Origin of the sequence: Arthrobacter sp. zg-Y1116, assembly GCF_024385485.1 — a bacterium.
GTDB lineage: Bacteria > Actinomycetota > Actinomycetes > Actinomycetales > Micrococcaceae > Arthrobacter_B.
In genome coordinates, this window is sequence record NZ_JANFLR010000002.1 from 68,497 (window position 1) to 94,661 (window position 26,165).

General features: G+C 65.8%; 21 protein-coding genes. 20 read left to right on the plus strand and 1 reads right to left on the minus strand.

The annotated features are described in order from the left end of the window. Positions 1 to 43 precede the first annotated feature (43 nt). The 20 genes from NNX34_RS07005 to nrdR all read left to right on the plus strand — a co-directional run bounded on the left by NNX34_RS07005 (position 44) and on the right by nrdR (position 25,240). Complete coding sequence (locus NNX34_RS07005; protein ID WP_255765809.1) at positions 44 to 1,825, plus strand: penicillin-binding protein 2; 1,782 nt, start codon at positions 44 to 46, stop codon at positions 1,823 to 1,825. Between the two features lie 22 nt (positions 1,826 to 1,847). Further along, positions 1,848 to 3,473, plus strand: a complete 1,626-nt coding sequence (locus tag NNX34_RS07010; protein ID WP_370647262.1) for a UDP-N-acetylmuramoyl-L-alanyl-D-glutamate--2,6-diaminopimelate ligase — start codon at positions 1,848 to 1,850, stop codon at positions 3,471 to 3,473. Positions 3,474 to 3,479: 6 nt separating this feature from the next. Continuing rightward, positions 3,480 to 4,985, plus strand: a complete 1,506-nt coding sequence (murF, locus tag NNX34_RS07015) for a UDP-N-acetylmuramoyl-tripeptide--D-alanyl-D-alanine ligase (RefSeq protein ID WP_255765810.1) — start codon at positions 3,480 to 3,482, stop codon at positions 4,983 to 4,985. After that, complete coding sequence (gene mraY / locus NNX34_RS07020) at positions 4,982 to 6,085, plus strand: phospho-N-acetylmuramoyl-pentapeptide-transferase (RefSeq protein ID WP_255765811.1); 1,104 nt, start codon at positions 4,982 to 4,984, stop codon at positions 6,083 to 6,085. The genes murF and mraY overlap by 4 nt, the downstream gene beginning before the upstream one ends. Beyond that, positions 6,067 to 7,635: a UDP-N-acetylmuramoyl-L-alanine--D-glutamate ligase gene (gene murD, locus NNX34_RS07025; RefSeq protein WP_255765812.1), complete on the plus strand. Its 1,569-nt coding sequence runs from the start codon at positions 6,067 to 6,069 to the stop codon at positions 7,633 to 7,635. The genes mraY and murD overlap by 19 nt, the downstream gene beginning before the upstream one ends. Before the next feature lies 1 nt (position 7,636). Continuing rightward, on the plus strand, positions 7,637 to 8,965 hold the full coding sequence (gene ftsW, locus NNX34_RS07030) for a putative lipid II flippase FtsW (RefSeq protein ID WP_255765813.1): 1,329 nt from the start codon (positions 7,637 to 7,639) through the stop codon (positions 8,963 to 8,965). After that, entirely contained in the window at positions 8,962 to 10,071 is a 1,110-nt protein-coding gene (murG, locus tag NNX34_RS07035) for an undecaprenyldiphospho-muramoylpentapeptide beta-N-acetylglucosaminyltransferase (RefSeq protein WP_255765814.1), read from the plus strand. The genes ftsW and murG overlap by 4 nt, the downstream gene beginning before the upstream one ends. Next, entirely contained in the window at positions 10,068 to 11,501 is a 1,434-nt protein-coding gene (murC, locus tag NNX34_RS07040) for a UDP-N-acetylmuramate--L-alanine ligase (RefSeq protein ID WP_255765815.1), read from the plus strand. Before murG ends, murC begins: the two co-directional genes overlap by 4 nt. After that, complete coding sequence (locus NNX34_RS07045; RefSeq protein ID WP_255765816.1) at positions 11,491 to 12,486, plus strand: cell division protein FtsQ/DivIB; 996 nt, start codon at positions 11,491 to 11,493, stop codon at positions 12,484 to 12,486. The genes murC and NNX34_RS07045 overlap by 11 nt, the downstream gene beginning before the upstream one ends. A gap of 399 nt (positions 12,487 to 12,885) precedes the next feature. Then, entirely contained in the window at positions 12,886 to 14,085 is a 1,200-nt protein-coding gene (gene ftsZ, locus NNX34_RS07050; protein WP_227922592.1) for a cell division protein FtsZ, read from the plus strand. A gap of 40 nt (positions 14,086 to 14,125) precedes the next feature. Next, entirely contained in the window at positions 14,126 to 14,848 is a 723-nt protein-coding gene (locus NNX34_RS07055; RefSeq protein WP_255765817.1) for a polyphenol oxidase family protein, read from the plus strand. A gap of 50 nt (positions 14,849 to 14,898) precedes the next feature. Continuing rightward, a complete protein-coding gene (locus NNX34_RS07060) occupies positions 14,899 to 15,657 on the plus strand; it encodes a YggS family pyridoxal phosphate-dependent enzyme (RefSeq protein ID WP_255765818.1) in 759 nt (252 codons plus the stop codon). Positions 15,658 to 15,763: 106 nt separating this feature from the next. Beyond that, entirely contained in the window at positions 15,764 to 16,294 is a 531-nt protein-coding gene (locus NNX34_RS07065) for a cell division protein SepF (protein ID WP_227922587.1), read from the plus strand. Positions 16,295 to 16,357: 63 nt separating this feature from the next. Beyond that, positions 16,358 to 16,648 (plus strand): YggT family protein, encoded by a 291-nt coding sequence (locus NNX34_RS07070; RefSeq protein ID WP_227922585.1) that lies wholly within the window; start codon positions 16,358 to 16,360, stop codon positions 16,646 to 16,648. A 156-nt stretch (positions 16,649 to 16,804) separates the two neighbouring features. Then, positions 16,805 to 17,467 carry a DivIVA domain-containing protein gene (locus tag NNX34_RS07075; protein WP_255765819.1) on the plus strand — a complete coding sequence of 221 codons (663 nt, stop codon included), beginning with the start codon at positions 16,805 to 16,807 and terminating at the stop codon, positions 17,465 to 17,467. Positions 17,468 to 17,718: 251 nt separating this feature from the next. Beyond that, positions 17,719 to 18,312, plus strand: coding sequence for a signal peptidase II (gene lspA / locus NNX34_RS07080; RefSeq protein WP_255765820.1), 594 nt, complete (start codon positions 17,719 to 17,721; stop codon positions 18,310 to 18,312). Next, complete coding sequence (locus NNX34_RS07085) at positions 18,309 to 19,244, plus strand: RluA family pseudouridine synthase (RefSeq protein WP_255765821.1); 936 nt, start codon at positions 18,309 to 18,311, stop codon at positions 19,242 to 19,244. Before lspA ends, NNX34_RS07085 begins: the two co-directional genes overlap by 4 nt. An 85-nt stretch (positions 19,245 to 19,329) precedes the next feature. Then, positions 19,330 to 22,869, plus strand: coding sequence for a DNA polymerase III subunit alpha (dnaE, locus tag NNX34_RS07090; RefSeq protein ID WP_255765822.1), 3,540 nt, complete (start codon positions 19,330 to 19,332; stop codon positions 22,867 to 22,869). Between the two features lie 83 nt (positions 22,870 to 22,952). Then, the gene (hisD, locus tag NNX34_RS07095) at positions 22,953 to 24,302 is read left to right on the plus strand and encodes a histidinol dehydrogenase (RefSeq protein ID WP_255765823.1); all 1,350 of its coding nucleotides are present in this window, start codon (positions 22,953 to 22,955) and stop codon (positions 24,300 to 24,302) included. 437 nt (positions 24,303 to 24,739) lie between these two features. Next, on the plus strand, positions 24,740 to 25,240 hold the full coding sequence (nrdR, locus tag NNX34_RS07100; protein WP_255765824.1) for a transcriptional regulator NrdR: 501 nt from the start codon (positions 24,740 to 24,742) through the stop codon (positions 25,238 to 25,240). Between the two features lie 114 nt (positions 25,241 to 25,354). Here the strand turns inward: nrdR and ppgK are convergent, their stop codons facing one another. After that, complete coding sequence (ppgK, locus tag NNX34_RS07105) at positions 25,355 to 26,158, minus strand: polyphosphate--glucose phosphotransferase (RefSeq protein ID WP_255765825.1); 804 nt, start codon at positions 26,156 to 26,158, stop codon at positions 25,355 to 25,357. Between the last annotated feature and the right edge of the window lie 7 nt (positions 26,159 to 26,165).

Here is a 26,165-nt window from a genome sequence, read left to right on the forward strand (position 1 = left end):
AGCGAAGCAGTCATCAAAACTTAGGCATGAACGAGGACACGTTGTGGCACAAAAATCCGGCCCGGACAACCACAGGGTGGCCCTCGTTACCGGACGCCTGCGCGCCGGCCTGATCTTTGGCCTGGTGCTCCTGACCGTTCTCGGACTTCGGCTCTTCCATGTCCAGGCACTGGACCCGGACGGCATGGCGCAGAGCGCCGTGGATAACCGGCTCGTGACGGTAACCGTACCGGCCCTGCGCGGCAGCATCCTCGACTCCAACGGCAATTACCTGGCCCGAAGCGTGGAGCGGTTCGACATTGTGGTGGACCAGCGCCTTTCGCAGGACATCGGCGAGGAATTCAAGCGCCGCGACGCCGAGGGGAAACTCCAGGACGTCACCTTCGACCAGGCGTTTGAGGAACTTGGCGCCATCCTGGGGCAGGATCCGGAAACCCTGCGCTCGGCTCTGCTGGGGGAGAAGGGCTTCAACTTCGTCGCCAAAACCGTCACTCCGGAGGTCAAGGAAAAGGTCCTCGCCGTAAAGTTCCCGGGGATCTATGCGGACCGGACGACGCTGCGGACCTACCCCTCCGGCTCGGTGGCCGGGTCCATCGTGGGCTTCCTCGGCACCGAAGGCGCGCAGGAAGGCCTGGAGCTGACCCAGGACGAAATCCTTGCCGGCGAGGCCGGCAGCAAGACCTACGAAATCGGCGGAGACGGCATCCGCATTCCCTACGCCACCAATGAGGACGAACCCGTCCACGACGGGGAATCCATAAAGCTGAGCATCGACCAGGACCTGCAGTGGTTTGCCCAGCAGACCATCGCTGCACAGGTGGATGAATACGATGCCGAGTGGGGCAACATCGTGGTTATGGAGGCGGATACCGCCCGGGTGATCGCGCTGGCGGAATCCACCACTGTGGACCCCAACAATCCCGGGGCAACCCCGGCGGAGTCTCGTAAGGCGAGGTCCGTCACGGACTTCTTCGAGCCCGGCTCCACCACCAAGGTCATCACTATGGCGGCCGCCATCGAGGAAGGCATCACCACCCCCGAAACACGGCTGGAGATCGAACCGACGTACACCGTTGACGGCCAGACCTTCAAGGACGCCGTCCCGCACGGGACCGTCCACATGACCGTGGCGGGTGTGCTGGCCAAGTCCATGAACACCGGAACGGTGATGGTCGGAGAGCAGCTGACGCCGCAGCAGCGGTACGACTGGCTGCGGAAGTTCGGGATCGGCCAGCCGCTGAACGTTGGACTCAACGGGGAAACCGCAGGCCTGCTGCCGGAACCGGACGCCTGGGACGGACGGCAGCAGTACACCGTGCTGTTCGGACAGGGCCTGACGCAGACGGCGCTGCACACGGCAAGTGTCTTCCAGACCATTGCCAACGACGGCGTCCGCGTCCAGCCGAGCATCATCGACTCCGTCATTAAGGAAGACGGCACGGAGCAGCCCATCGAAAAGGAACCGGGTACGCGGGTTGTCTCCGAGGAGACCGCGGAGCAGGTCCAGCACATGATGGAAACGGTCACCAAGGACGGCTCCGGCAAGACAGGCGAGTTGAAGCAGTACCGGGTCGGTTCCAAGACGGGCACGGCTGAAGCCCCCGGACCGAACGGCGGCTATTCAGGCTCGACCCTCTCTTATGCTGGTATTGCACCCATGGATGATCCGAAGTACGTGGTTGTGGTGACCCTCCAGCGGCCCCAGGGCGACCTCTACTACATCATTCCGGGCCAGTCCTTCCAGAAGGTCATGGAACAGACGCTGGTCAGCAACAACGTGCCGCCTTCCACGGGTGAACCCGAGACTTACCCCATTGAGTACTAATTCCTGGAGCATTGAAGTGCCAATAAGTGAAAATCCCCCCGCCGGATCGGGTCTCCGTCCCGATGCCGTTGATCCGGTTACCGTGCGCGCCGCCGTACAGGCTCTGCCTGCGCAGCTGCAGGACGTTGCACCTGCCGCGGGAACGGCGGAAGCAGCCTGGGATACGGAGCTTTCGGGACTCACGATCAATTCCCGTGAGGTGCTCCCCGGTGACCTCTATGTGGGCATCGCCGGCGCCCGCCATCACGGCGCCCGATTCGCAGGCGCAGCGGAGGCGGCCGGAGCGTCGGCGGTCCTGACCGACAAGGCAGGGCTGGCGCATCTTGCCGAACTGCACATTCCGGTCTTCGTCGCCGGTGAGGTCCGCCGGCTGGTCGGGCCGCTGGCCGCCGCCGTCTTCAACAGCGTGCCTGCGGACGGACCCCGCCCCACCCTGTTCGGCATCACGGGCACCAACGGCAAAACCACCACCTCCTACTTCGTGAACTCGCTCCTGCAGGCACTCGGGCGTACCACCGGGCTGATCGGCACGATCGAGATCCTTGCCGGCGGGGAAGCCATTCCGAGCGTCCTGACCACGCCCGAATCACCGCAGGTGCACGGGCTGCTGGCCCTGATGCGCGAGCGGGGCCTGGACGCCGCCACCATGGAGGTCTCCTCCCATGCGATCACCTACCGCCGAGTTGACGGTGTCCGCTTCGACGTCGCCGGATTCACCAACCTGACACAGGACCACCTGGACCTGCACGGCTCCATGGAGGAATACTTCGCTGCCAAGGCGGCGCTCTTCCAGCCCGACCGCGCCCGCCGGGCCGTCGTCACGGTCGATGACGAATGGGGAGTGAAAATGGCAGCCCGGGCCGGGGTGCCGGTCCTGACGCTTGCGACTGACGGCACCGGCCGCGACGCCGATTGGTTCGTTACGGACATTGAGCCCCGCGGACTCGGGCACTCCTTCAGGCTCCGTGGTCCGGAAGGGGAACAGCTGCGGGTCTCCACGGCCCTGCCCGGAACTTTCAACATCTCCAACGCCGCGCTGGCCACAGTGATGGTGCTGGCCTCCGGCGTTCCCGCAGAAACCGTGCAGGCGGCGCTGGACGCCCATGATCCGTTTACCGTCGAGGTCCCCGGACGGATGCAGCTGATCGGTGAAGAGCCGGCAGCCATCGTTGATTTTGCCCACAACCCCGATGCCCTGACCCGCACCCTTGCCTCGGTGCGGCGTCCCGACGGCGACTCGCGGGTAATCGTCGTCTTTGGTGCCACCGGCGAGAGGGACCAGACCAAGCGTCCGCTAATGGGAGCCATCGCGGCCCGCCTGGCCGACGTCGTCGTCGTCACCGACGATGACCCGCACGGCGAAGACGCCGCCGCCATCCGTGCGGACGTCCTGCGCGGTGCCGAGGGCGCACGGACCGGGGAAGACCTGGCGTGTGTCATTGAGGAAGTCGCGCCCCGTGCAGCTGCCATCGACCGTGCCGTGGAACTGGCGCGCCCGCAGGACACCGTGCTGGTGGCCGGCCGCGGCCACGAAGTGTGGCAGGAAGTCATGGGGGAGAACCTTGCCCTCGATGACCGGGTGGAACTGCGCCGGGCTTTGACAAGATACGGATTCAGTGCCCTTTCGAGCGACGGGGTAGAGTCCTAATTCGTCATGATTGAACTTAATGCAGCCGAAATAGCGGCAATTACAGGCGGCGAGCTGATCGGCCCGGCCGCACAGACGCCGGGCCTTGTCGTGACTTCCGCCACCACGGATTCGCGCGACGCCGTACAGGGCTCGCTCTTCATTGCCAAGCCCGGCGAGAACTCGGACGGCCACCTGTTCGTGGGCGCCGCTTTTGCCCGCGGCGCCATGCTGGCGCTTCTTGAGCGGCCGGTGGCCGACGACGCCGGTGCGCTTTACCCCGGCGTGCTGGTTCCCGACGCCGTCCTGGCCATGGGCACCCTAGCCGCGGAAATTGTCCGCCGGCTCCGGGCGCACGGCGAACTGACCGTCATCGGCATCACGGGATCAGCCGGCAAGACCACCACCAAGGACCTGCTGGCCGGTGTCCTGACCGAGGCCGGTCCCACCGTCGCTCCGGTAGGTTCCTACAACGGCGAAGTCGGCCTTCCGCTGACCGTGTTTACCGCCGGCTACGGCACCCGCTATCTCGTGATGGAAATGGGCGCCACCCGCATCGGCAACATCCGCTACCTGGCCGACATGGTCAAGCCGGATATCGGCGTCGTCCTCTTCGTGGGTTCCGCCCACGCCGGTGAGTTCGGCGGCGTGGACAACATCGCCGTCGCCAAGGGAGAGCTCGTCGAAGCGCTGCCCGCCGGCGGCACCGCCATCCTGAACGCCGACGACATCCGCGTCGCGGCGATGGCTGAACGCACCGACGCGCCGGTCCTCTACTTCACCTCCTCGCCGGAAGCCGCGCACGGCGCCAAGAACGCCGTCCGTGCCCTGGATGCCCGCACCGACGCCGAGGGCAGGCCCGTCTTCACACTGCTGCTGCCCGACGGCAGCCGGCACGAAATCCGGTCCGGCCTCATCGGCGCCCACCACACGGCGAACCTGCTGGCGGCCGCTGCCGCAGCCTACGCAGCGGGTATTCCCGGCGAGCAGATTGCCGCAGGGCTTTCCGGCCGCACGGCAGCCAGCCGCTGGCGCATGGAGCGCACCGACCGCGCCGACGGCGTCACGGTGATCAACGATGCGTACAACGCAAACCCGGAATCCATGCGCGCAGCCCTGCGCACCCTGGCCGAACTCGGCCGGGAACGGCGCACCTGGGCTGTCCTGGGCGAAATGCTGGAGCTGGGCGAGGATGCCGTCACGGAACACGACGCCATCGGCCGCTACGCTGTCCGGCTCAATATTTCCAAACTTATTGTCGTGGGCACCGGTGCCCGCGCCATGCACACCGGTGCGGTCATGGAGGGTTCCTGGGGGGAGGAATCCACCTTCGTGGAAACGGCGGAGGAAGCCGAGCGCATCCTTGCCGAGTCCCTCGCGCCCGGAGACCTTGTCCTGTTCAAATCCTCCAACGGGGCGGCCCTGCGCTTCCTCGGCGATCGGATAGCCTTGACCCCTGTACCACCGTCCGCAGCAACTGATCCGGCGACTGCGCCGGCGCGCACCGAAGGGACCGGAGGAGAGAACCTGTGATCTCCCTGCTTGTAGGGTCTTCGCTGGCTCTGGTCTTCGCCTTTGCCGGAACACCCCTGTTCATCCGTTTCCTGGTGCGGAAGGGGTACGGCCAGTTCGTCCGTGACGACGGCCCCACCTCCCACCACACCAAGCGCGGCACCCCCACCATGGGCGGCGCCGTCATCGTGGCGTCCGTGGTGGCTGCGTACTTCCTCACCCACCTGATCAGCGGCATGCTGGGCTTCGGGTCCTTCAGCCCGACGGCGTCAGGACTGCTGGTCCTGCTGCTCACCGTGGGTATGGGCATGGTCGGCTTCATCGACGACTACACCAAGATCTCCAAGCAGCGCAGCCTCGGCCTGAACGCCAAGGCAAAGATCATCCTGCAGGCAGTCGTCGGCATCACCTTTGCCGTCCTGGCCCTGCAGTTCCCCAATGAGCAGGGGAGGACGCCGGCGTCGACCGCGGTCTCCTTCATCCGGGACACAAACTTCGACCTTGCCTTCGCGGGAACGGTGATCGGCGCGATCCTGTTCGTGATCTGGTCCCTGGTCATCATCACCGGCACCACCAACGGCGTGAACCTGGCCGACGGCCTCGACGGCCTGGCCGCCGGTGCGTCCGTGCTGGTGTTCGGCGCCTACTTCCTGATCGGGATCTGGCAGTACAACCAGAGCTGCGGCTCACCGGGCGCAGAAGGCGTCTGCTACGAAGTCCGCGACCCGATGGATCTGGCCCTGCTGGCCGGGGCCATGGCTGGCGCCCTCATCGGTTTCCTCTGGTGGAACACCTCGCCCGCGAAGATCTTCATGGGCGACACCGGCTCGCTGGCGATCGGCGGCGCCATTGCGGCCTTCGCCATCCTCTCGCGGACCGAGCTGCTGCTGGTGATCCTTGCCGGCCTGTTCGTGATCATCACCCTCTCCGTCATCATCCAGGTGGGCTACTTCAAGCTCAGCGGCGGCAAGCGCGTGTTCAAGATGGCTCCGCTGCAGCACCACTTCGAGCTCAAGGGCTGGGCCGAGGTCACCGTGGTGGTCCGGTTCTGGATCATCGCCGGCCTCTGCGTGGCCGTGGCGCTGGGAATCTTCTACGCCGAATGGGTGGTGGGACTGTGAGTGCTCCCCTTGCCGAACTGACCACGTGGGACGCCGACTGGAGCGGACTGCGCGTAGTCGTCACCGGTATCGGCCTCTCCGGCTTCTCCGCCGCGGACACCCTGATCGAACTCGGGGCCCGGGTTGTAGTGGTGGATGCCAGGGACACCGAGGAGAACCGCGCCAAGGCGGACACCCTTCGGATTGTCGGCGCCGCGGACATCCTGCTCGGAGCCGATGCGGTTGCCGGGCTTCCCGAGGTCGACGGCGCTGCCCCTGACCTCGTGGTGACCTCACCGGGCTTCCGCCCCACCCACCCGGTGCTGGCGGCAGCCGCCGCAGCGGACATTCCCGTCTGGGGCGACGTCGAGCTGGCCTGGCGGGTCCGTATCCGCGAAGGCCGCAAGACCGCCCAGTGGCTGGCCATCACCGGCACCAACGGCAAGACCACCACGGTCTCGATGACCGAGAGCATGCTCCGGGCCGCCGGCCTGCGCGCCATCGCGGCCGGCAACGTCGGAACCCCGATCCTGGATGCGATCCGGGATCCGGAAGGCTATGACGCCATCGCCGTGGAACTCTCCAGCTTCCAGCTGCACTGGACACACTCCATGTCCCCGCTGGCCAGCGTGTGCCTGAACATCGCCGAAGACCACGTGGACTGGCACGGCTCCTTTGAGGCCTACCGGGCCGACAAGGCCAAGATCTACGAAAACACGCAGGTCGCCTGCATCTACAACGCCGAGCAGTACGAGACCGAGCGCATGGTCGAGGAAGCCGACGTCGTGGAAGGCTGCCGCGCGGTCGGCTTCACCACCTCAGTGCCGGCGGTCAGCATGGTCGGAGTGGTTGAAGGACTGCTGGTGGACCGGGCCTTCATCGAGCAGCGCAAGGACTCCGCGGCGGAGCTTGCCGCCATGGCCGACCTGGGGGAGTACGCTCCCCGGCACATGGTGGCCAATGCCCTGGCCGCTGCTGCGCTGGTGCGTGCCTTCGGCGTCGAACCCGCGGCGGTCCGGGACGGACTGCGGGCCTATGCACCGGGAGACCACCGGATCCAGCCCGTGGCCCGCCTCAATGACATCCTGTGGGTCAATGACTCCAAGGCGACCAATCCGCATGCCGCGGCGGCGTCGCTGGCTGCCTTCAACAGCGTTGTCTGGATTGCCGGCGGCCTGTCCAAGGGCGTTCACTACAACGACCTGGTTGCCGAGCACCGCGGCCGGCTCAAGGCAGTGGTCCTGATCGGAGCCGACACCGCGGACCTGCAGGCAGCCCTGGCCCAACACGCACCCGATGTGCCGGTCATCCACGCCCTTGTGGAGCAGACTGGGGAACGGCAGCAGACGGCGGCACCGGTCACCAGTGCCGAAGAGATCATGGTCAGGGCAGTCGCTGCGGCGGCTACCGTGGCCCAAGCAGGAGACACGGTGCTGATGGCGCCGGCAGCAGCTTCCATGGACCAGTTCACTTCCTATGCCCACCGCGGCGAGGCTTTCATCGAAGCCGTCGCAGGATATATGAGCGAACAGCAGGCACCGGGACAGGCACAGACTCCGAAGGAGCCCTAGATTGGTCACCACGCCCACCGGCAGCAAACGCAAACCGGTCCTGCGCCGGAATCCAGCGGCCACAGCCAATACCGGCACGGGCGCGGTGACACCGAAAACCGCACCGGGGAAGCCCCCGGCCGGGAAACGCGGCGCTGCGGACCGTCCGGCCAAACCGGCGTCGCGCGTTGAGCGCTTCCTCGTCTTCCTGGAGGGCAGCGGGCGCAGCGCCACCGGCTCCAGTTACTACACGATCCTCGGCGCCACCCTGGCCCTCACCGCCATCGGCCTGATGATGGTGCTTTCGGCGTCCTCGGTGGAATCCATTGCCGCCGCTGCCGGCAGCGATGCAGGCGCGGCGACGACGTTCGATCTGTTCCTGAAGCAGTCCATGTTCGCTGCGGCGGGCGTGGTGGCCATGCTGGGGCTCTCGCGGCTCGGGCCGCCCCACTACCGCTTCCTCTCCTGGTTCCTTTACGGCATTGCCGTCATCCTGCTGGTGCTTGTGCTGGTAATCGGCAAGGAAGTCAACGGCAACAAGAACTGGATCGAGATCGGGCCCATCACGGGTCAGCCCTCCGAAGCCGCGAAGCTGGCCATGGCGATCTGGTTCGCCGCGGTCCTGTCCCGGAAGGGGCGGCTGATCAACGAATGGAAGCACGCCCTTATTCCAGTTGTGCCCGGCGGCGGGATCCTGATCCTCCTGGTCATGCTCGGAAGCGACCTCGGCACCGTGATCGTGATGGGCATGATCATGGTTGCCGCCCTGTTCTTCGCCGGTGCTCCGCTGCGCTTCCTGGGCGTCCTTGCGGCCGGAGCGGCCGTGGGAGCGGTACTCATGTCCCTGGTGAGCAGCAACCGCTCCAGCCGGATCAGCGCCTGGCTCCAGCTGGACTGCAGCACGGGCCTCTGCGACCAGGCCAACGCCGGCATGTACGCGCTGGCCTCCGGCGGCTGGCTGGGAGTGGGCATCGGCCAGAGCCGGCAGAAATGGAACTGGATCCCGGAAGCCCACAACGACTTCATCTTCGCCATTATCGGCGAGGAGTTCGGCCTGCTGGGAACGCTCGTCGTGGTCAGCCTCTTTGCCGTCCTCGCCGTCGCGACGGTCCGGGTCACCATGCGCCATACCGACCCGTTCATCCGCATTGTCTGCGGTGCCATCCTGGTCTGGATTATCGGCCAGGCCTCCGTGAACATTGCGATGGTGACCGGGTTGCTTCCCGTCATCGGCGTACCGCTGCCGTTCATTTCGTATGGCGGATCCTCCCTGACCTTCACGCTCGCCGCCGTCGGCGTCCTGCTTTCCTTTGCCCGTAAAATCCCCGAAAGTGAACCAACAGCTCCATGACGCAGCCTTCCCTCTCCGTAGTCCTGGCCGGAGGCGGCACCGCCGGGCACATCAGCCCTCTCCTGGCCATCGCAGATGCCGTGACGGCACACCGCCCCGACGCCCGCATCACAGTGGTGGGGACCGCGTCCGGAATGGAAACCCGCCTGGTGCCCGCAGCGGGCTATGAGCTGGCCACCATTGACCGGGTCCCCATGCCCCGGCGGCCTTCCGCGGACCTGGCGAAACTGCCCGGCCGCCTTGTCCGTGCCGTGCGGCAGGCCGGCGAGATCCTGGACTCCGCGCAGGCCGACGTCGTTGTGGGCGTGGGCGGCTACGTTTCGACGCCGGTGTACCTGGCGGCACGCCGACGTTCGCTTCCCGTGATCGTGCACGAGGCCAACGCGCGTCCCGGGCTGGCCAACCGCGTGGGTGCGCGCTTCGCGGCCGTGACGGGCGTGGCCTTCGAATCCACCAGCCTGCCCCGGGCCACGTGTGTCGGTATGCCGATGCGCCGGGAAATCTCCGGACTGGACCGCCATGCCGCCCGGAATGCCGCACGGTCCGCCCTGGGGCTGGAGCAGGACCGCCCCACGCTGGTGGTGACCGGAGGCTCTTCGGGTGCCGCAAGCATCAACCGGGCCGTGGAACATGCCCTTCCGGCATTGGCTGCGGCCGGCATCCAGACCCTGCACATCACCGGCCGCGGAAAGTCCCTGGTGGACGCCGACGGAAAACCGATCGCCGCCCGCGGCTACACGCAGGTGGAGTACGTCGACGGCATGGAGCAGGCCTACGCCGCTGCGGACCTGCTGCTGGCCCGCTCCGGGGCAGGAACCGTCTGCGAAATCAGCGCAGTGGGGCTGCCTGCCGTCCTGGTTCCGCTGCCGCACGGCAACGGCGAACAGGCGCTTAACGCCGAAGCCCTCGTGGCTGCCGGCGGAGCGCTTACGGTTGCCGACGCCCTCTTCACAGCCGAGTGGATTTCCGACAGGCTGATACCTTTGCTGGCCGATCCGGCGGCGTTGGAAGCCATGGCCAAGGCATCGTCGGCGTTGGGCATCCGTGACGCGGACCAGCGGATGGCTGCATTCATCCTCGAAGCAAGCGATAGGGCAAAGGCATGAACCGGCTGAACCCGACAGACCTGGGGAAAGTACACTTCATCGGCCTCGGCGGTGCCGGCATGTCCGCCGTTGCCCGGGTACTCCTGGCCCAGGGCATTGAAGTCTCCGGCTCCGATTCCAAGGACTCGCCGGGACTGCGGGCCCTTGAAGCGCTCGGGGCCGAGGTGTTTGTGGGGCACGACGCCGGACACGTTGCCGGCGTCGACACGGTAGTCGTGTCAACGGCCATCCGCGAGCAGAATCCGGAACTTGCGGCGGCGCGTTCCCTCGGGCTGCGGATCATCCACCGCTCAGTGGCGCTCTCCGCGGCCATGGGCGAGCAGGACCTCATAGCGGTGGCCGGCACCCACGGCAAAACCACCACCACGGCCATGGTGACCGTGATGCTGCGGGAGGCCGGACTGGATCCTTCCTTCGCCATCGGCGGCGACGTTGCGGCCCTTGGCGTCAATGCCGCCCACGGGGCGGGACGGGTCTTCGTGGCCGAAGCCGATGAGTCGGACGGCTCCTTCCTCAACTACAACCCGCGGATCAGCGTAGTCACCAATGTCGAGGCCGACCACCTGGACCATTACGGCACGGAGGAAGCGGTCTTCGCCTCCTTCGACGCCTTCACGGCGCTGCTGCCGGCGGAGGGGCTCCTTGTCGCCTGCGCGGACGACGCCGGTGCCGTAGCCCTCGTTGAACGCTGCCCGGGCGTCCGGGTAGCCACCTACGGCTACGCCGCCGGTGCGGACGTGCGGGTTACGGACACCCGTCCCGCCGGCGCCGGCTCGGCCAGCACCCTGCAGTACACCGTGGAGGGCCGCGACGGCGAGGTGCAGCTTGTCCTGCAGGTTCCGGGCGCGCACAACATCCTGAACGCGGCTGCCGCCTTTGCCGTCGGGCTGGAACTGGGCGTTGATCCCCGGACGGCCGCAGCGGGGCTCGCTACGTTCTCCGGCGCCGCCCGGCGGTTCGAATCCCGCGGCAGTGCACGCGGCGTGCAGGTGTTCGACGATTATGCCCACCATCCCACCGAAGTCGACGCCGCCCTGAAGGCGGCCCGCACAGTGGCCGGAGGGCACCGGGTGCACGTTCTGTTCCAGCCGCACCTGTTCAGCCGCACCCGCAACTTTGCGGCCGAGTTTGCAGCAGCCCTGGACCTGGCCGATACCGCCACCGTCCTGGACATCTATCCGGCACGGGAAGATCCGATTGAAGGCGTCACCAGTGAGCTGATCACCTCCCGACTGCACGTCCCCGGCGGCTATGCCGATAGTCCGGAACGCGCGGTGGCCCAGGTTGCAGACAGCGCCGACGAGGGAGACATCATCCTGACCGTCGGTGCCGGTGACGTCACCGCGCTCGGATCTGAACTGGTTGCCCGCCTGGCCGCCGTTCCGGCCCGTTCGGCCGCCGCAGCGGGGAAAGCCGCCAATGGCCGGTAGGAAGCGCTCCGGGAGCGACGACGAGACCATTACGGCCACACGTGCCCTCGATCCGGAAGACCAGGTGGCAGCGGACAGACCCGCCGCCGGTTCCACCGCTGTCCGGCCTGCTGCCGGCGCCGCCAAGGCCAAGCCGGCGGGGAAGGGGAAATCCGCCGGGAAGCCTGCGGGTGCTCCGGCGGACAAGGCCCCGCGCCGCTTTGCGGGAAGCCGGCGCTCCGCCGCAAAGTCCCCGGTGCCTGGCGCCAACAGCGCAGGCACCGACGGAACGGTCCTGGCATTTCCGGAACCGCCCGGCAAGCGGCGGCGCCGGGCAGCATGGATCACGGTCGGCTCAGCGGTGTCCGTCACCGCACTGTTCTTTGCCCTGCTGTTCTTCTCACCGATGCTCGCCCTGCAGACCGTAGTGGTCGAGGGCACCACGCTGCTGCCACGTGAACAGGCCGAAGCAGCGCTGGAACCGTTGAAGGGGCAGACCCTGCCCACCATTTCCGACGCCGACGTGGAAGGGCTGCTGAAAGACCGCCCCGAAATCGAAAAGATCGAGGTCGCAGCACAGCCACCGTCCACCCTGGTGGTTACTGTCACCGAACGCATTCCCGTAGCCGTCCTGCAGGACGGTGACACGCATGTCCTCATCGACGAAGAGGGCCGCCGGCTGGCAATAGCAGCTGACCGGGCAGCGGTCGCCCTTCCGCTTATCGCCGGCGGAAGCGAAGCCATCCATGCGAGTGTTTTCCCCAGCATCACGGCAGTACTGGCGACGCTTCCGCCGGAGGTGCTTGGCCGGCTGGAGAACGCCTCCGCCCAGACGCTGGATTCGGTCGAACTGAAGCTTAAGAGCGGGCAGACAGTATTCTGGGGGAGTGCCGATGCCAACGAGGCAAAGGCACGGGTGCTTGAGGCGCTCCTGAAGATGGAGCCGTCCGATCCGCCGGTGCAGGTTTACGACGTCAGTACCCCCGACCGTCCGGTGACACGTTGACCGGCGCGGAGGACGGCTGGAAACCAGGCGCCGGACCGGAGCCCTCGGAGGGGATCCGCAGGGGAACGGAGCAGGTAGCTTTCCGCGGCCGTGATGAAAGAATCCTCCGACACGCGGGGGCGGTATTTGCGGAAGCGGCGCTGGCCCCATAGCGTCTCAAGTAATGGATTACTTGACATAACTATAACCCTCAAGTTGAGGGTTAGGGTTGTGTAGGTTCAAGGTTTTCGGCCGGGCGTCCAGTGGAGATCTCCGGGATTCCGCTGGAAACCACGGGGGCGTCGGCGGCCGGGAACCGGTTTGTACGCAGGCCGGTTCAGTAGGACACATGCAGCTGCAGAACGAACGCAGCTGCGAAAAACATAAAAGTTGCAGAGATTCGAACAAGGGACACAGGACGTGGCAGCACCGCAGAATTACTTGGCCGTCATCAAGGTCGTCGGCATCGGCGGCGGTGGCGTGAACGCCGTAAACCGGATGATCGATGTTGGCCTCCGCGGCGTGGAGTTCATCGCCATCAACACCGATGCACAGGCACTGCTGATGAGCGACGCAGACGTCAAGCTCGACGTCGGCCGCGAACTCACGCGTGGCCTGGGCGCCGGCGCTGATCCCGAGGTCGGCCGCAAGGCCGCCGAGGACCACGCCGAGGAGATCGAGGAAGTCCTCCGCGGAGCGGACATGGTCTTCGTGACCGCAGGCGAAGGTGGCGGAACCGGTACCGGCGGCGCTCCCGTCGTCGCCCGGATCGCCCGTTCGCTCGGCGCCCTGACCATCGGCGTGGTTACGCGTCCCTTCACCTTCGAAGGCCGGCGCCGCTCCAACCAGGCCGAATCCGGTATCGATACGCTGCGCGACGAAGTCGACACGCTGATCGTCATCCCGAATGACCGGCTGCTGTCCATCAGCGACCGCAACGTCTCCATGCTGGATGCCTTCCGTTCCGCGGACCAGGTCCTGCTCTCCGGCGTTCAGGGTATTACCGACCTGATCACCACCCCGGGCCTGATCAACCTCGACTTCGCGGACGTGAAATCGGTTATGCAGGGTGCAGGTTCGGCCCTCATGGGCATCGGTTCGGCCCGCGGCGAGGACCGTGCAGTCAAGGCTGCCGAGCTGGCAATAGCTTCTCCTCTGCTCGAAGCTTCGATCGACGGCGCCCACGGCGTGCTCCTCTCCATTCAGGGCGGTTCCGATCTCGGCCTGTTTGAGATCAACGAGGCAGCGCGCCTGGTCCAGGAAGTTGCCCACCCCGAAGCCAACATCATCTTCGGTGCCGTCATTGACGACGCCCTGGGCGACGAAGCGCGGGTTACCGTTATCGCGGCAGGCTTCGACCAGGTGGATGTCACCTCGCAGCCGGCGCAGCACAACAAGCCGGCCGAGCCGGCCACGCCGCCTGCCTCGGCAGCGGCTGCAGGTGGCTTCGGGGCTGCCGCTCCGGCTTCCGCAGGCCTGTCGGCCTGGTCCCAGCGGTCGCACCAGCACAGCGATGTCCCGGCCGACGCCGGCTTCGATATCGATCTTCCGGCAGTCGTGGAATCCGATCTGTCCACCGGCCGTCCGGATGACCTGGACGTACCGGACTTCCTGAAGTAGGAAAACCGGCAGGCAGAGCAGCAGAGCTAGACAGCTGAGCATGACAGCGGGGTTGTCCCGGATGTTTTGGTGGCACCGCCAGGTTGGCGACAACCTGTGGGCGGGATTCACCAACGCTTCCGCGGGCAACCTCGCTTTGCATGTGGGGGATGACCCGGATGCGGTCCGCAGGCGGCGTGCGGAACTCGAGTCCGCGATGGGCGTCCGCCCCGGCTCGCTGCGTTTTATGAACCAGGTCCATTCCGCACTGGTGGCAGAAGCAGCCGACCCCGGCTCCGGTGCTCCCACGGCGGACGGCCTGGTCAGTGTCGACGGCGCAGCCCCGCTGGCGGTGATGGTGGCCGACTGCGTGCCGGTCCTGCTGGCCGGTGCCGGCCCGGACGGGAGGCCGGTTACCGCCGCCGTGCATGCCGGCCGCCGCGGCCTGCTGGATAACATCCTGCCCGTCGCCGTCGACCGGATGCGTTCCGCCGGCGGAACCGGGCTCCGTGCCTGGATAGGTCCCTGCGTCTGCGGGCACTGCTACGAGGTTCCGGCAGCCATGCGGGACGAATCGGTTGCCCTGCTGCCGGCTACTGCCGCAGTAACCCGCAGCGGGACCCCGGCGCTTGATCTTCCCGCGGGAGCCCAGGCGCAGCTCATGGCCCTGGGGGTATCAGTAGAACGGGTCGAGGGCTGCACCTTGGAGAACGACGAGCTGTTTTCCCACCGCCGGAACCCCGCCACCGGACGGTTCGCCGGCGTGATCTGGCAGCGTTCCTGAACCTCCACCGGCGCATCGAAGGCCGGCGGGCCGGAGATAATGGAAAGACCATGACTTCAATATCCGAATATCCCACCCGCGCCGATGAGCTGCGGGACAGGCTGCAGCGCGTCCGGAACCGCATCGCGGCAGCCGAGCGCCCCGCCGGTGCCGAAGAACCGCACCTGATTGTGGTCACCAAGTATTTCCCCGCCTCCGACGTCGGGATCCTTGCCGGACTGGGAGTCCGGGACGTGGGCGAGAACAAGGACCAGGAGGCCGCCGCAAAGGCCGCGGACCTGGCACACCTGGACCTGGACTGGCACTTCATCGGCCAGCTGCAGTCCAATAAGGCGAAGTCCGTGGTGCGCTACGCCGCCTCCGTCCACTCGGTGGACCGCCGTTCCCTGGTGACTGCCCTGGGCAAGGCGATGGCAGCAGAGCAGCGGCGCCGGGAATCCGCAGGGCAGGTGCCACGTGGGGACCTGTCCTGCTTCCTGCAGGTGGACCTGCGGGACGACGCCGCACGGGCTGCGGATCCGGGCCGAGGGGGAGCACTGCCCGGGGATCTGCCGCTTCTGGCCGAGTCCGTTGCCGGTACTCCCGGGCTGCTGCTGTCCGGGCTGATGGCCGTTGCGCCGCTCGGCGCGGATGCCGGGGAGGCCTTCGCCCGCCTCCGGGAACTTTCGGGGCAGCTGCAGGCACAGCACCCAGGGGCGCGAAGCATCTCCGCCGGCATGAGCTCGGACCTCGAGGCCGCCGTCGCACACGGGGCGACACACCTGAGAATCGGGTCCGATGTTCTGGGCCCGCGCCCGCCGGTACGGTAGCGTCAAAGTACGAACACCATACAGCCGCCGCGCAGCACCCTGCAGTACCGTGCAGTAACAGTACAGTAATGGGCAGCTAGGCGTTGAAGGATTAAGAGGAGCAACCATGGCTGGCGCAATGCGCAGGACAATGATCTACCTTGGGCTCGCCGACGGTGACGAGCACTACGAGTCCGAACAGCGGCACCTGCGGGAAGCCCCTGCCCGGGAGGAAGACTTTGCTCCCGTCCATGAGCCCGATGAGGAAGCGCCGGAGGCGGTTCCTGCCCCCGTCGTACGAAATGCAGTGGAGGAGTACCGCGCACCCGTGACACCCATCAAGCGTGCCCCGTCGTCCCGTGAGGATGTGTCCGGCCTGCGCCAGATCACCACGGTCCACCCCCGCTCCTACAACGACGCCAAGATCATCGGTGAGAGCTTCCGTGACGGCATCCCCGTCATCATGAACGTCACCGATATGGGAGAAGCGGACGCCAAGCGCCTCGTTGATTTCTCCGCGGGCCTCGTTTTCGGCCTCCGCGGTAGCATTGAGCGTGTCACCAACAAGGTCTTCCTGCTCTCGCCGTCCTACGTTGAGGTTTTGGGCGACGACAAGAAGATCAGCGAATCACAGTCCACTTTCTTCAACCAGAGCTAGCCCAAGGCCCGCACCGACGGGCCGCAGGGGCTGCTGACCGACTTCGGAAATGAAACCCTGCGCGTGAATATCATTCTTCCCCTGGTGTACTTGGTGCTGGTTCTCTTCCAGCTCGCCCTCATCCTTCGGATCGTGTACGACGCCGTGCAGATGTTTGCCCGGCAGTGGCGGCCAAAGGGACCGGCACTCGTGCTCGCTACCGGCGTATATGGTGTTACCGACCCGCCCGTCCGGCTGTTCAGGCGCATCATTCCGCCGTTGCGGCTTGGGGGAGTGGCCCTGGACCTGGCTTTCCTGGTCCTGTTTATCCTCGTATCGATCCTCACGCAGATTGTCGTCGGCGTCGCGCGCTAGCGTTCCGCGCCGCAGGGGTCCGGTTAGTTTTCGGAAACCAAACGATATAGTGTGAAACCGAATACAACCCTGCATTTTTGTATGTCCGTAATTCTCTACGTAGAACCGCCTGCTTGACTCGCAGGCGAATCTTATAATCCAGTATGAGGTGACCAGATGGCTCTGACGCCAGAAGATGTTGTCAACAAGCGGTTCCAGCCGACCAAGTTCCGGGAAGGCTATGACCAGGATGAAGTCGATGACTTCCTCGACGAGATCGTGGTGGAACTGCGCCGGCTGAACTCCGAAAACGAAGACCTCCGCAGCCAGCTGGCTGCGGCCGCAGCCGGTGGGTCCACCGCTTCGGCGAACTCGGTTCCGGCTCCCGTAGCCGCTGCACCGAAGATCGAAAAGGTTCCGGAAGAGCCCAAGCCCGAGCCTGAGGTTGAAGCTCCGGTCGTAGAAGAGCGCCCGGCACCCGTCGAGGCCAAGCCGGAGCCCGTCGCGGCTCCCGCGGCCAACAACACGGAGACCGCTGCGGGCATCCTGGCCATGGCCCAGAAGATGCACGACGACTATGTCGGTGCCGGTATTGAGCAGCGCGACAAGATCATCGCCGAAGCGCAGATCGAGGCCAGCGGCCTCGTCACCGACGCCCAGGAGAAGAGCCGCAAGATCCTCAGCACCCTGGAGCAGCAGAAGGCTGTCCTGGAGCGCAAGGTCGAGCAGCTGCGCGGCTTCGAGCGGGACTACCGTTCGCGCCTGAAGGCTTACATCGAAGGCCAGCTGCGCGATCTGGATGCACGCGGTTCCGTAGCTTCGGAAACCGCCGACGCGTAATTGCCTCGGACACGGCGCTCCTGGAAGATCGGTTAAACTGATGTACAGGCAGCAGCCGGCATTCCAGAAGTCGAGTTATTGAAGAAGCTGAACAATGCAGAAGTTAAGCAACGTATTAGCTGAATAAAACCTAAGGGCCGGAGGCCGGGTCACCCCGGCCGACGGCCCTTAGGTTTTATGCACGAACATTCGATTCACCGCGCAGTTCAGTCGGCGCCTGATTCCCCCGGCATTCCGATCACGAAAGCACCATGACTCCTTCCTCACCGCAGACCCCGGACAACACGGGAGCCGGACGCAGCCGTGCCCGCAGGGGCAAGCCCGCTGTCATCATGCTTGCCGTGGCGGTCGTCGCCGTTATCGCCGACCAGCTCACCAAACTGTGGGTGGTCAGCACCATGGCCGAGGGCCAGATAACCGATGTCCTGCCCCCGATCCTGCGTTGGCACTTCATCCGCAATCCCGGTGCAGCGTTTTCGATCGGCACCGACTACACGTGGGTCTTCACGATCATCATGGTGCTCGTGTCCGGTTTCCTGGTTTACCTGATGTTCCGGGTCCGTTCCCTGGCCTGGGCCACGGCCCTGGGTTTGGTGCTCGGCGGTGCGCTGGGCAACCTGACCGACCGGCTCTTCCGGGAACCGTCCTTCGGCCAGGGCCATGTCGTGGACTTCATCGCCTTCCCGAACTTCGCGATTTTCAACATCGCCGATTCCTGCGTGGTCTCCGGCGTGATCCTGGTCTGCCTGCTCACGCTGCGGGGAATCGGTTTGGACGGCGTACGCACGCCGTCCGGCAAGACAGTAACGACAGACCAGCGTAATGACGACGAGGCAACACGATGAATGAGCTCCACGCAGTTTTTGCAGTCCCCGAGGAAGCCGACGGCAAGCGGGCCGACGCCGTAGTGGCAGGCCTGCTTGACGTGTCCCGTTCCGTCGCGGCCACCTGGTGCACGGACGGCTACTTCAGTTCCAACGGCAAGGTGCTGACGAAATCGGACAAGCTGCACGCCGGGCAGGAAATCACTGCGGACGTCCCGGAGCAGCGGGACCCGCTGGCCGTCGTCGTCGAGCCGGTTGACGACCTGCTGATCCTGGCCGATGACGAGCACTTCGTCGTCATCGACAAGCCGGTAGGCGTGGCTGCGCATCCCTCACCCGGCTGGGTGGGGCCAACGGTGGTCGGGGCGCTGGCCGCTGCCGGCTACCGGATCTCCACGTCAGGTGCCCCCGAGCGGCAGGGCATTGTCCACCGGCTCGACGTCGGCACCTCCGGGGTCATGGTGGTTGCCAAGACCGAGCACGCCTACACCCTCCTGAAGCAGGCGTTCAAGGACCGCACCGTGGACAAGATGTACCACGCAGTGGTCCAGGGGCTGCCCGACCCGCTCAAGGGCACCATCGACGCTCCGATAGGCCGGCATCCCGGCTACGACTGGCGTTTCGCCGTCGTTGAGGGCGGCCGGCCGTCGGTGACGCATTACGAGGTGCTGGAAGCCTTTGGCAAGGCCTCGCTGGTGGAGGTGCACCTGGAGACGGGCCGCACCCACCAGATCCGCGTCCACTTCTCGGCCCTGCGCCATCCCTGCGCCGGCGACCTGACCTACGGTGCGGATGCAAAGCTGGCCGCAGAGCTTGGCCTGACCCGGCAGTGGCTGCACGCCCGGAAACTGGGCTTCACCCACCCGGGCTCGGGGGAGTACGTGGAGTTCACCAGTGAGTACCCGCAGGACCTGCAGTACGCTGTCGACGCGCTGCGCAGCGGCGAGGTCTAGGCCCGCTGGAGAGCCGCGGCACACCGGCTTCCGGCCCGGCGCGGCGGCGTCCGACGCGCCGCGGGCCGGGGCCTAGAATGTACAGGTGGCTTCTGCAACTAGTACGTCGAAATCGTTTGTCCATCTTCACAACCACACCGAATATTCGATGCTCGACGGGGCTGCCCGGCTGACGGATCTGTTCAGCCACGCCGACGAGCTGGGCATGAACGCCCTGGCAACCACCGACCACGGTTTCGTGTTCGGCGCCTTCGACTTCTGGAACAAGGCCCGCGGTGCCGGCATCAAGCCGATCATCGGTGTGGAAGCCTACCTGACGCCCGGTACGGCGCGCAGGGACAAGACCCGCGTGAAGTGGGGCGACGGCGGCAGGAACGACGTTTCCGGTGCCGGTGCCTACACCCACATGACCATGTGGGCCGAGAACACCGAGGGCATGCACAACCTCTTCCGGATGTCCTCCCTGGCCTCGCTGGAAGGCTACCTCTACAAGCCCCGCATGGACCGGGACCTGCTGCAGACCTACGGCAAGGGGCTGATCGCCACCACCGGCTGCCCCTCCGGCGAAGTCCAGACCAAGCTGCGCCTGGGGCTGTACCGGGAAGCCGTCCAGGCGGCCTCGGACTTCCGCGACATCTTCGGACGGGAAAACTTCTTCTGCGAGCTGATGGACCACGGGCTGGACATCGAGCGCAACGTGCAGGCGGACCTGATCAAACTGGCCCGCGAGCTGCAGCTGCCCCTGGTGGCCACCAATGACCTGCACTACACCCACGCCGAAGACGCCTCCGCGCATGCGGCGCTGCTGTGCGTGCAGTCCGGCTCCTCGCTGGCCGACCCCAAGCGCTTCAAGTTCGACGCCGACGAGTTCTACCTCAAGTCCCCGGACGAAATGCGGGCCATTTTCCGCGACCATCCGGATGCCTGCGACAACACCCTGCTCATCGCCGAGCGCTGCGACGTCGAATTCAACACCAAAGCCAACTACATGCCGCGCTTCCCGACTCCGGAGGGTGAGAACGAGGAGTCCTGGTTCGTCAAGGAAGTCGAAGCCGGACTGCATCGCCGCTACCCGAACGGGATCAGCGACGCCGTGCGCAAGCGCGCCGACTACGAAGTGGGCATCATCGCCCAGATGGGCTTCCCGGGCTACTTCCTCGTGGTGGCCGACTTCATCAACTGGGCCAAGGAAAACGGAATCCGCGTCGGCCCCGGCCGCGGCTCCGGTGCCGGCTCAATGGCCGCCTACGCGATGGGCATCACCGACCTGGACCCGCTGCAGCACGGTCTGATCTTCGAGCGCTTCCTGAACCCGGACCGCGTCTCCATGCCTGACTTCGACGTCGACTTCGATGATCGGCGCCGCTCCGAAGTGATCCACTACGTCACAGAGAAGTACGGCGACGAGCGCGTTGCCATGATCGTCACCTACGGCACCATCAAAGCCAAGCAGGCCCTGAAGGACTCCTCCCGCGTGATGGGCTATCCCTTCTCGGTCGGAGAACGCCTTACCAAGGCGATGCCGCCGGACGTGATGGGCAAAGGCCTGTCCCTGGCCGACGTGCACAACAAGGAAGCCAAGCGCTACGGCGAGGCCGAGGAGCTGCGCGAACTGCTGCGCACCGACCCCGATTCCCAGCGTGTGTTCGATACCGCGCTGGGCCTTGAAGGCCTTAAGCGCCAGTGGGGCGTGCATGCCGCCGGCGTGATCATGTCCTCCGATCCGCTGATCGACATCATCCCGATCATGCGCCGCGAACAGGACGGGCAGGTGATCACGCAGTTCGATTACCCCACCTGCGAAGGCCTGGGGCTCATCAAGATGGACTTCCTCGGCCTTCGAAACCTGACGATCGTCTCCGACGCGGTGGAGAACATCAAGAACAACCGCGGCGAGGACCTGGTCCTGGAAGACCTGCCGCTGGATTTGAAGGAAGCCTACGACCTCCTTGCCAGCGGTGACACGCTGGGTGTGTTCCAGCTCGACGGCGGGCCAATGCGGTCGCTGCTCAAGAGCATGCGTCCGGATAACTTTGAAGATATCTCCGCTGTCATCGCCCTGTACCGCCCGGGCCCCATGGGCGCGAACTCACACACGAACTACGCCCTGCGCAAGACCGGCCAGCAGGAAATCACCCCGATCCACCCGGAGCTCGAGGAACCGCTCGCGGAAATCCTGAACACCACCTACGGCCTGATTGTGTATCAGGAGCAGGTTATGGCCATCGCCCAGAAGGTGGCAGGCTTCAGCCTGGGCCAGGCAGATATTCTCCGCCGTGCCATGGGTAAGAAGAAGAAATCGGAGCTGGATAAGCAGTACGCCGGTTTCCACCAGGGCATGGTGGACCGCGGCTACTCCGAAGCGGCCATCAAGGCGCTCTGGGACATCCTGCTCCCATTCTCCGATTACGCCTTCAACAAGGCGCACTCCGCGGCCTACGGCGTCGTCTCCTACTGGACCGCCTACCTGAAGGCCCAGTATCCGGCCGAGTACATGGCGGCCCTGCTCACCTCCGTGGGCGATGACAAGGACAAGCTGGCGCTGTACCTGAACGAGTGCCGCAAGATGGGCATCACGGTCCTGCCGCCGGACGTGAACGAATCCTCGGTGAACTTCACCCCTGTCGGCAAGGACATCCGCTTCGGCATGGGCGCCATCCGCAACGTCGGTGCCAACGTGGTGCAGGCCATGGTCGCCGCCCGTGAGGAGAAGGGCGCGTACACCAACTTCAAGGACTTCCTGATGAAGGTTCCGGCGGTGGTCTGCAACAAGCGCACCATCGAGTCCCTGATCAAGGCGGGTGCCTTCGACTCGATGGGCCATGCCCGGCGTCCGCTGGCGATGATCCACGAAGAAGCGATCGACTCCGTGGTGGTGCTCAAACGCAACGAGGCCGTGGGGCAGTTCGACCTCTTCGCCGCCATTTCCGACCAGGAACCGGAGGACTCGATCAGCATCGATATTCCGGACCTTCCGGAGTGGGAGAAGAAGGACAAGCTGTCCTTCGAACGCGACATGCTCGGCCTCTACGTCTCGGACCACCCGCTGCAGGGCCTGGAGGGCATCCTCAGCCAGCACGCCGACTCGTCGATCACCAACATTGTCGGAGAGGAAGGCCCGCCCGACGGCGCGATCGTCACCATCGCGGGCATGATCACCTCGCTCCAGCGGCGTATTGCCAAGAACAGCGGCAATGCGTACGCCCGCTGCGAGATCGAGGACCTCGCCGGTTCCATGGAAGTGATGTTCTTCGGGCAGGTCTACGGTCCCATTGCCGCCGTGCTGGCCGAGGACCTGATTGTGGTGGTCCGCGGCCGGCTGCAGCGGCGCGACGACGGCGCCGTCACGCTGAACGCGCAGGAACTCACGGTCCCCGACCTCAGCGAGGGTCATTCCGGGCCTGTGGTGATTTCCATGGCCACCTACAAGGCCACCGAGACCGTGGTCTCCCAGCTCGGCGACGTGCTGCGGACGCACCCGGGTACCTCCGAGGTGCAGATCCGGCTCAACGGCTCCCGCACGGTGGAAGTAATGAAGCTGGGCGTGGACATGCGGGTGAACCCCACTCCGTCGCTGTTCGGTGACCTGAAGGTGCTGCTCGGCCCGGCCTGCCTGGACGGCTAGGCCCGGCCGGGCGCCCGGCGTCATTGCTGCGTCCGGCGACATATTCGCCGCAGGCCGTGAACGGTGCTGGGTAGAATGATGGTGTGAATTCATCCAGCCCCGCAGCAGCCTTTGATTCCTTCCGCACAATTGACCTGCGCGGGCAGCATCTCAGTCCCGCTGAGCTGAAGGCTGCCATGCCGCGGGCCGAAACCACGTTCGACGCGGCTTCGGACGCCGTCTCCGCCATCATTACCGATGTCCGTACGCGGGGCTTTACCGCATTGACGGAACTGGCCCAGCGCTTCGACGGCGTGGACCAGCACGAGGTCCGGGTGCCGGCGGCCGCGCTCGACTCGGCGCTCGAGCAGTTGGACCCCTCCGTGCGGGCCGCCCTGGAAACAGCTATCCAGCGGACCCGGATCTTTGCCCGGGCCCAGCGCCCTGCCGATGCCGAGGTGGAAATCCGTCCCGGTGCGGTCCTGACGCATAAATGGATACCCGTCTCCCGTGTGGGGCTTTATGTTCCGGGCGGACTGGCGGTATATCCGTCTTCCGTGGTCATGAACGTGGTGCCTGCCCAGGAGGCAGGCGTCGCTTCCCTGGCCCTGGCCTCTCCGCCGCAGAAGGAATTCGGCGGACTGCCGCACCCCACCATCCTTGCCGCCGCCAAGCTGCTGGGTATTGACGAGGTCTACGCTGTGGGCGGTGCCCAGGCCATTGCCGCGTTTGCCTACGGTGTTCCTGCGGACGACGCCAATGCCGCCGTCCTGCCCGTAGACGTGGTGACCGGACCCGGCAACGTTTTCGTGGCGACTGCCAAGCGCCTGGTCAAGGGCGTGGTCGGCATTGATTCCGAGGCGGGTCCCACCGAGATCATGGTCCTGGCGGACGAGACGGCCGATGCCCGGCTGGTCGCTGCGGACCTGGTCAGCCAGGCCGAACATGATCCCAATGCCGGATCCGTCCTGGTCACTGCGTCGGAGCAGCTCGCCGGGAAGGTCCGGGAGGAACTGGGGCGCCAGGTCGCGGAGACCAAGCACAGCGAACGCGTGCGCACGGCTCTCTCCGGCGCCCAGTCCGGGGTGATCCTGGTTGACGGGCTGGAGCAGGGCATTGCCGTCTGCGACGCCTACGCCGCCGAGCACCTCGAAATCCAGACGGCCGACGCCGAGGCCGTGGCAGCGCGGGTCCGGAGCGCCGGTGCCATTTTCGTAGGGGACTACAGTCCCGTCAGCCTGGGCGATTACTGCGCCGGTTCCAACCACGTGCTGCCCACCGGCGGAACGGCGGCTTTTTCCTCCGGGCTGAACGTCACCACCTTCATGCGTGCCATCCAGGTGGTCAACTACAACCGTGAAGCGCTGGAAGAAGTGAGCGCCGATATCGTGGCCCTCTCGCGGGCGGAAGACCTGCCGGCCCACGGCGACGCCGTCAGCATCCGCTTCGAATAGCACGCGGGCCAGGGTTCGGCCCGCTTCGGCTCCGGAACGCTTCGGCTCCGGAGCGGCTGCAACAAAATCCCTTGCTCGCAGAGCTCGCCGGGAGAGTAAAGCCGCCTAACCCCGGCGCCTGCGCGCTCCGGGCCCGTGGTTTCCCTTCGGTTGGTCCTGATCCCTTCGGTTTGTGCTGATCCCTGCGCCGCGCGAAGCAGGGATTGCCACAAACCGCAGGGATTGCGACAGCCCGCGGGGTTTTTCCTCAACGGGAGGGATTCGGCCCCGGCCCGGGGCCCGGCGCGCCCCGGACCCGCTCGCTTCGCAGTCCGGCACGCGGAGCTACCTACATGTAGTAATGCCGGCACTACATGTTGTGGTTATGCACTTGGTGATGCGGCAGGGCGGGCCCTATAGTGAGAGCACCATAAGGCCCCTTCGCGAAAGGACGGGATATGTACTGTCCGTTTTGCCGCAACGCTGATTCCCGCGTCGTGGACAGCCGCCTGGCCGACGACGGCTCTGCGATCCGCCGGCGCCGGCAGTGCCCGCAGTGCGGGCGCCGTTTCTCCACAGTGGAAACCACCAGCCTGAGCGTCATCAAGCGCTCCGGGGTCGGCGAGCCCTTCAGCCGCAGCAAGGTGATCAACGGCGTGCGCAAAGCCTGCCAGGGCCGGCCCGTGAGCGAAGACGACCTCGCCATGCTGGCCCAGGAAGTGGAGGAATCCATCCGGGCCAGCGGGGTAGCAGAGATCGATGCCCACGAGGTGGGGCTGGCCATCCTCACTCCGCTGCAGAAGCTGGACCAGGTGGCGTACCTGCGTTTTGCCAGCGTCTACCAGTCCTTCGACTCCCTCGAGGACTTCGAGACCGCCATCGAGAAGCTGCGGACCGAGGCCGGGGAAAATTCGGGACGAGTCCCGAGCGGTGCCCAGCGCCCGCTCACCGCGCAGTAAAAGGCCCTTCGCAGCAAGAAAGAGCCCTCGCAGTAAAAGAGCCTGCGCAGTAAATGGATCCAGGCATAGCAAAAGCGGCGGAAGGAACCCTTCCGCCGCTTTTTGGTGTAACTGCTACTTGATGTATTTGAAGTGCATGGCTGCCTGCAGCGCGGCGCCGACAATGCCGGCGTTGTTCTTGAGGTTGGCCGTGACCATCGGAGTCCGCAGTTCGAGCATCGGCAGGAAGTCCTCGCTGCGCTTGGAGATGCCGCCGCCGATCACGAACAGGTCGGGGGAGAAGAGGAACTCCACATGCGAGAAGTAGCGCTGCAGCCGCTGGGCGTACTCTTCCCAGCCGATCCCGTCGCGTTCCCGGGCGGAGGCGGAAGCCTTCGTTTCGGCGTCGTGCCCGTCGATTTCCAGGTGGCCGAGCTCGGCGTTGGGAACCAGCATGCCCTTGTAGATCAGGGCCGAACCGATTCCGGTGCCCAAGGTGATCACGAGGACGGTGCCGTCCACTTCACGGCCTGCACCGTAGCGGGCCTCCGCGAGTCCCGCTGCGTCGGCGTCGTTCATGACCTGCACGTCGCGGCCGAGGGCCTTGGTGAGCAGTGTGTCGACGTCGGTGTCTATCCAGCTCTTATCCACGTTTGCCGCGGAACGGGCAATGCCGTGCTGGATGATGGCCGGGAAGGTGACGCCCACCGGGACGTCCGGGCCGGGGCCGCCGGGACGGGAGGACAGCTCCTCGACGATCTGGCTCACCACTCCGGCCACGGCCTCGGGTGTCGCAGGCTGCGGGGTGGGAATGCGGAAACGATCGCCAATCAGCTTGCCCTTGGACAGGTCGACGATGCCGCCCTTGATGCCCGTGCCCCCGATATCAATTCCAATGACGGCGTCGACGTGCTTGTCGGACTTATGCTTCTTGGCCATGGTTCTC

What these genes read in the sequence shown, in the direction of transcription:
- murF (WP_255765810.1), top strand. Translation starts at nt 3,480, where the DNA reads ATGATTGAACTTAATGCAGCCGAAATAGCGGCAATTACAGGCGGCGAG.
- murD (WP_255765812.1), top strand. Translation starts at nt 6,067, where the DNA reads ATGGGTGGTGGGACTGTGAGTGCTCCCCTTGCCGAACTGACCACGTGG.
- murG (WP_255765814.1), top strand. Translation starts at nt 8,962, where the DNA reads ATGACGCAGCCTTCCCTCTCCGTAGTCCTGGCCGGAGGCGGCACCGCC.
- murC (WP_255765815.1), top strand. Translation starts at nt 10,068, where the DNA reads ATGAACCGGCTGAACCCGACAGACCTGGGGAAAGTACACTTCATCGGC.
- NNX34_RS07045 (WP_255765816.1), top strand. Translation starts at nt 11,491, where the DNA reads ATGGCCGGTAGGAAGCGCTCCGGGAGCGACGACGAGACCATTACGGCC.
- NNX34_RS07055 (WP_255765817.1), top strand. Translation starts at nt 14,126, where the DNA reads ATGACAGCGGGGTTGTCCCGGATGTTTTGGTGGCACCGCCAGGTTGGC.
- NNX34_RS07060 (WP_255765818.1), top strand. Translation starts at nt 14,899, where the DNA reads ATGACTTCAATATCCGAATATCCCACCCGCGCCGATGAGCTGCGGGAC.
- NNX34_RS07065 (WP_227922587.1), top strand. Translation starts at nt 15,764, where the DNA reads ATGGCTGGCGCAATGCGCAGGACAATGATCTACCTTGGGCTCGCCGAC.
- NNX34_RS07075 (WP_255765819.1), top strand. Translation starts at nt 16,805, where the DNA reads ATGGCTCTGACGCCAGAAGATGTTGTCAACAAGCGGTTCCAGCCGACC.
- lspA (WP_255765820.1), top strand. Translation starts at nt 17,719, where the DNA reads ATGACTCCTTCCTCACCGCAGACCCCGGACAACACGGGAGCCGGACGC.
- NNX34_RS07085 (WP_255765821.1), top strand. Translation starts at nt 18,309, where the DNA reads ATGAATGAGCTCCACGCAGTTTTTGCAGTCCCCGAGGAAGCCGACGGC.
- nrdR (WP_255765824.1), top strand. Translation starts at nt 24,740, where the DNA reads ATGTACTGTCCGTTTTGCCGCAACGCTGATTCCCGCGTCGTGGACAGC.
- ppgK (WP_255765825.1), bottom strand. Translation starts at nt 26,158, where the DNA reads ATGGCCAAGAAGCATAAGTCCGACAAGCACGTCGACGCCGTCATTGGA.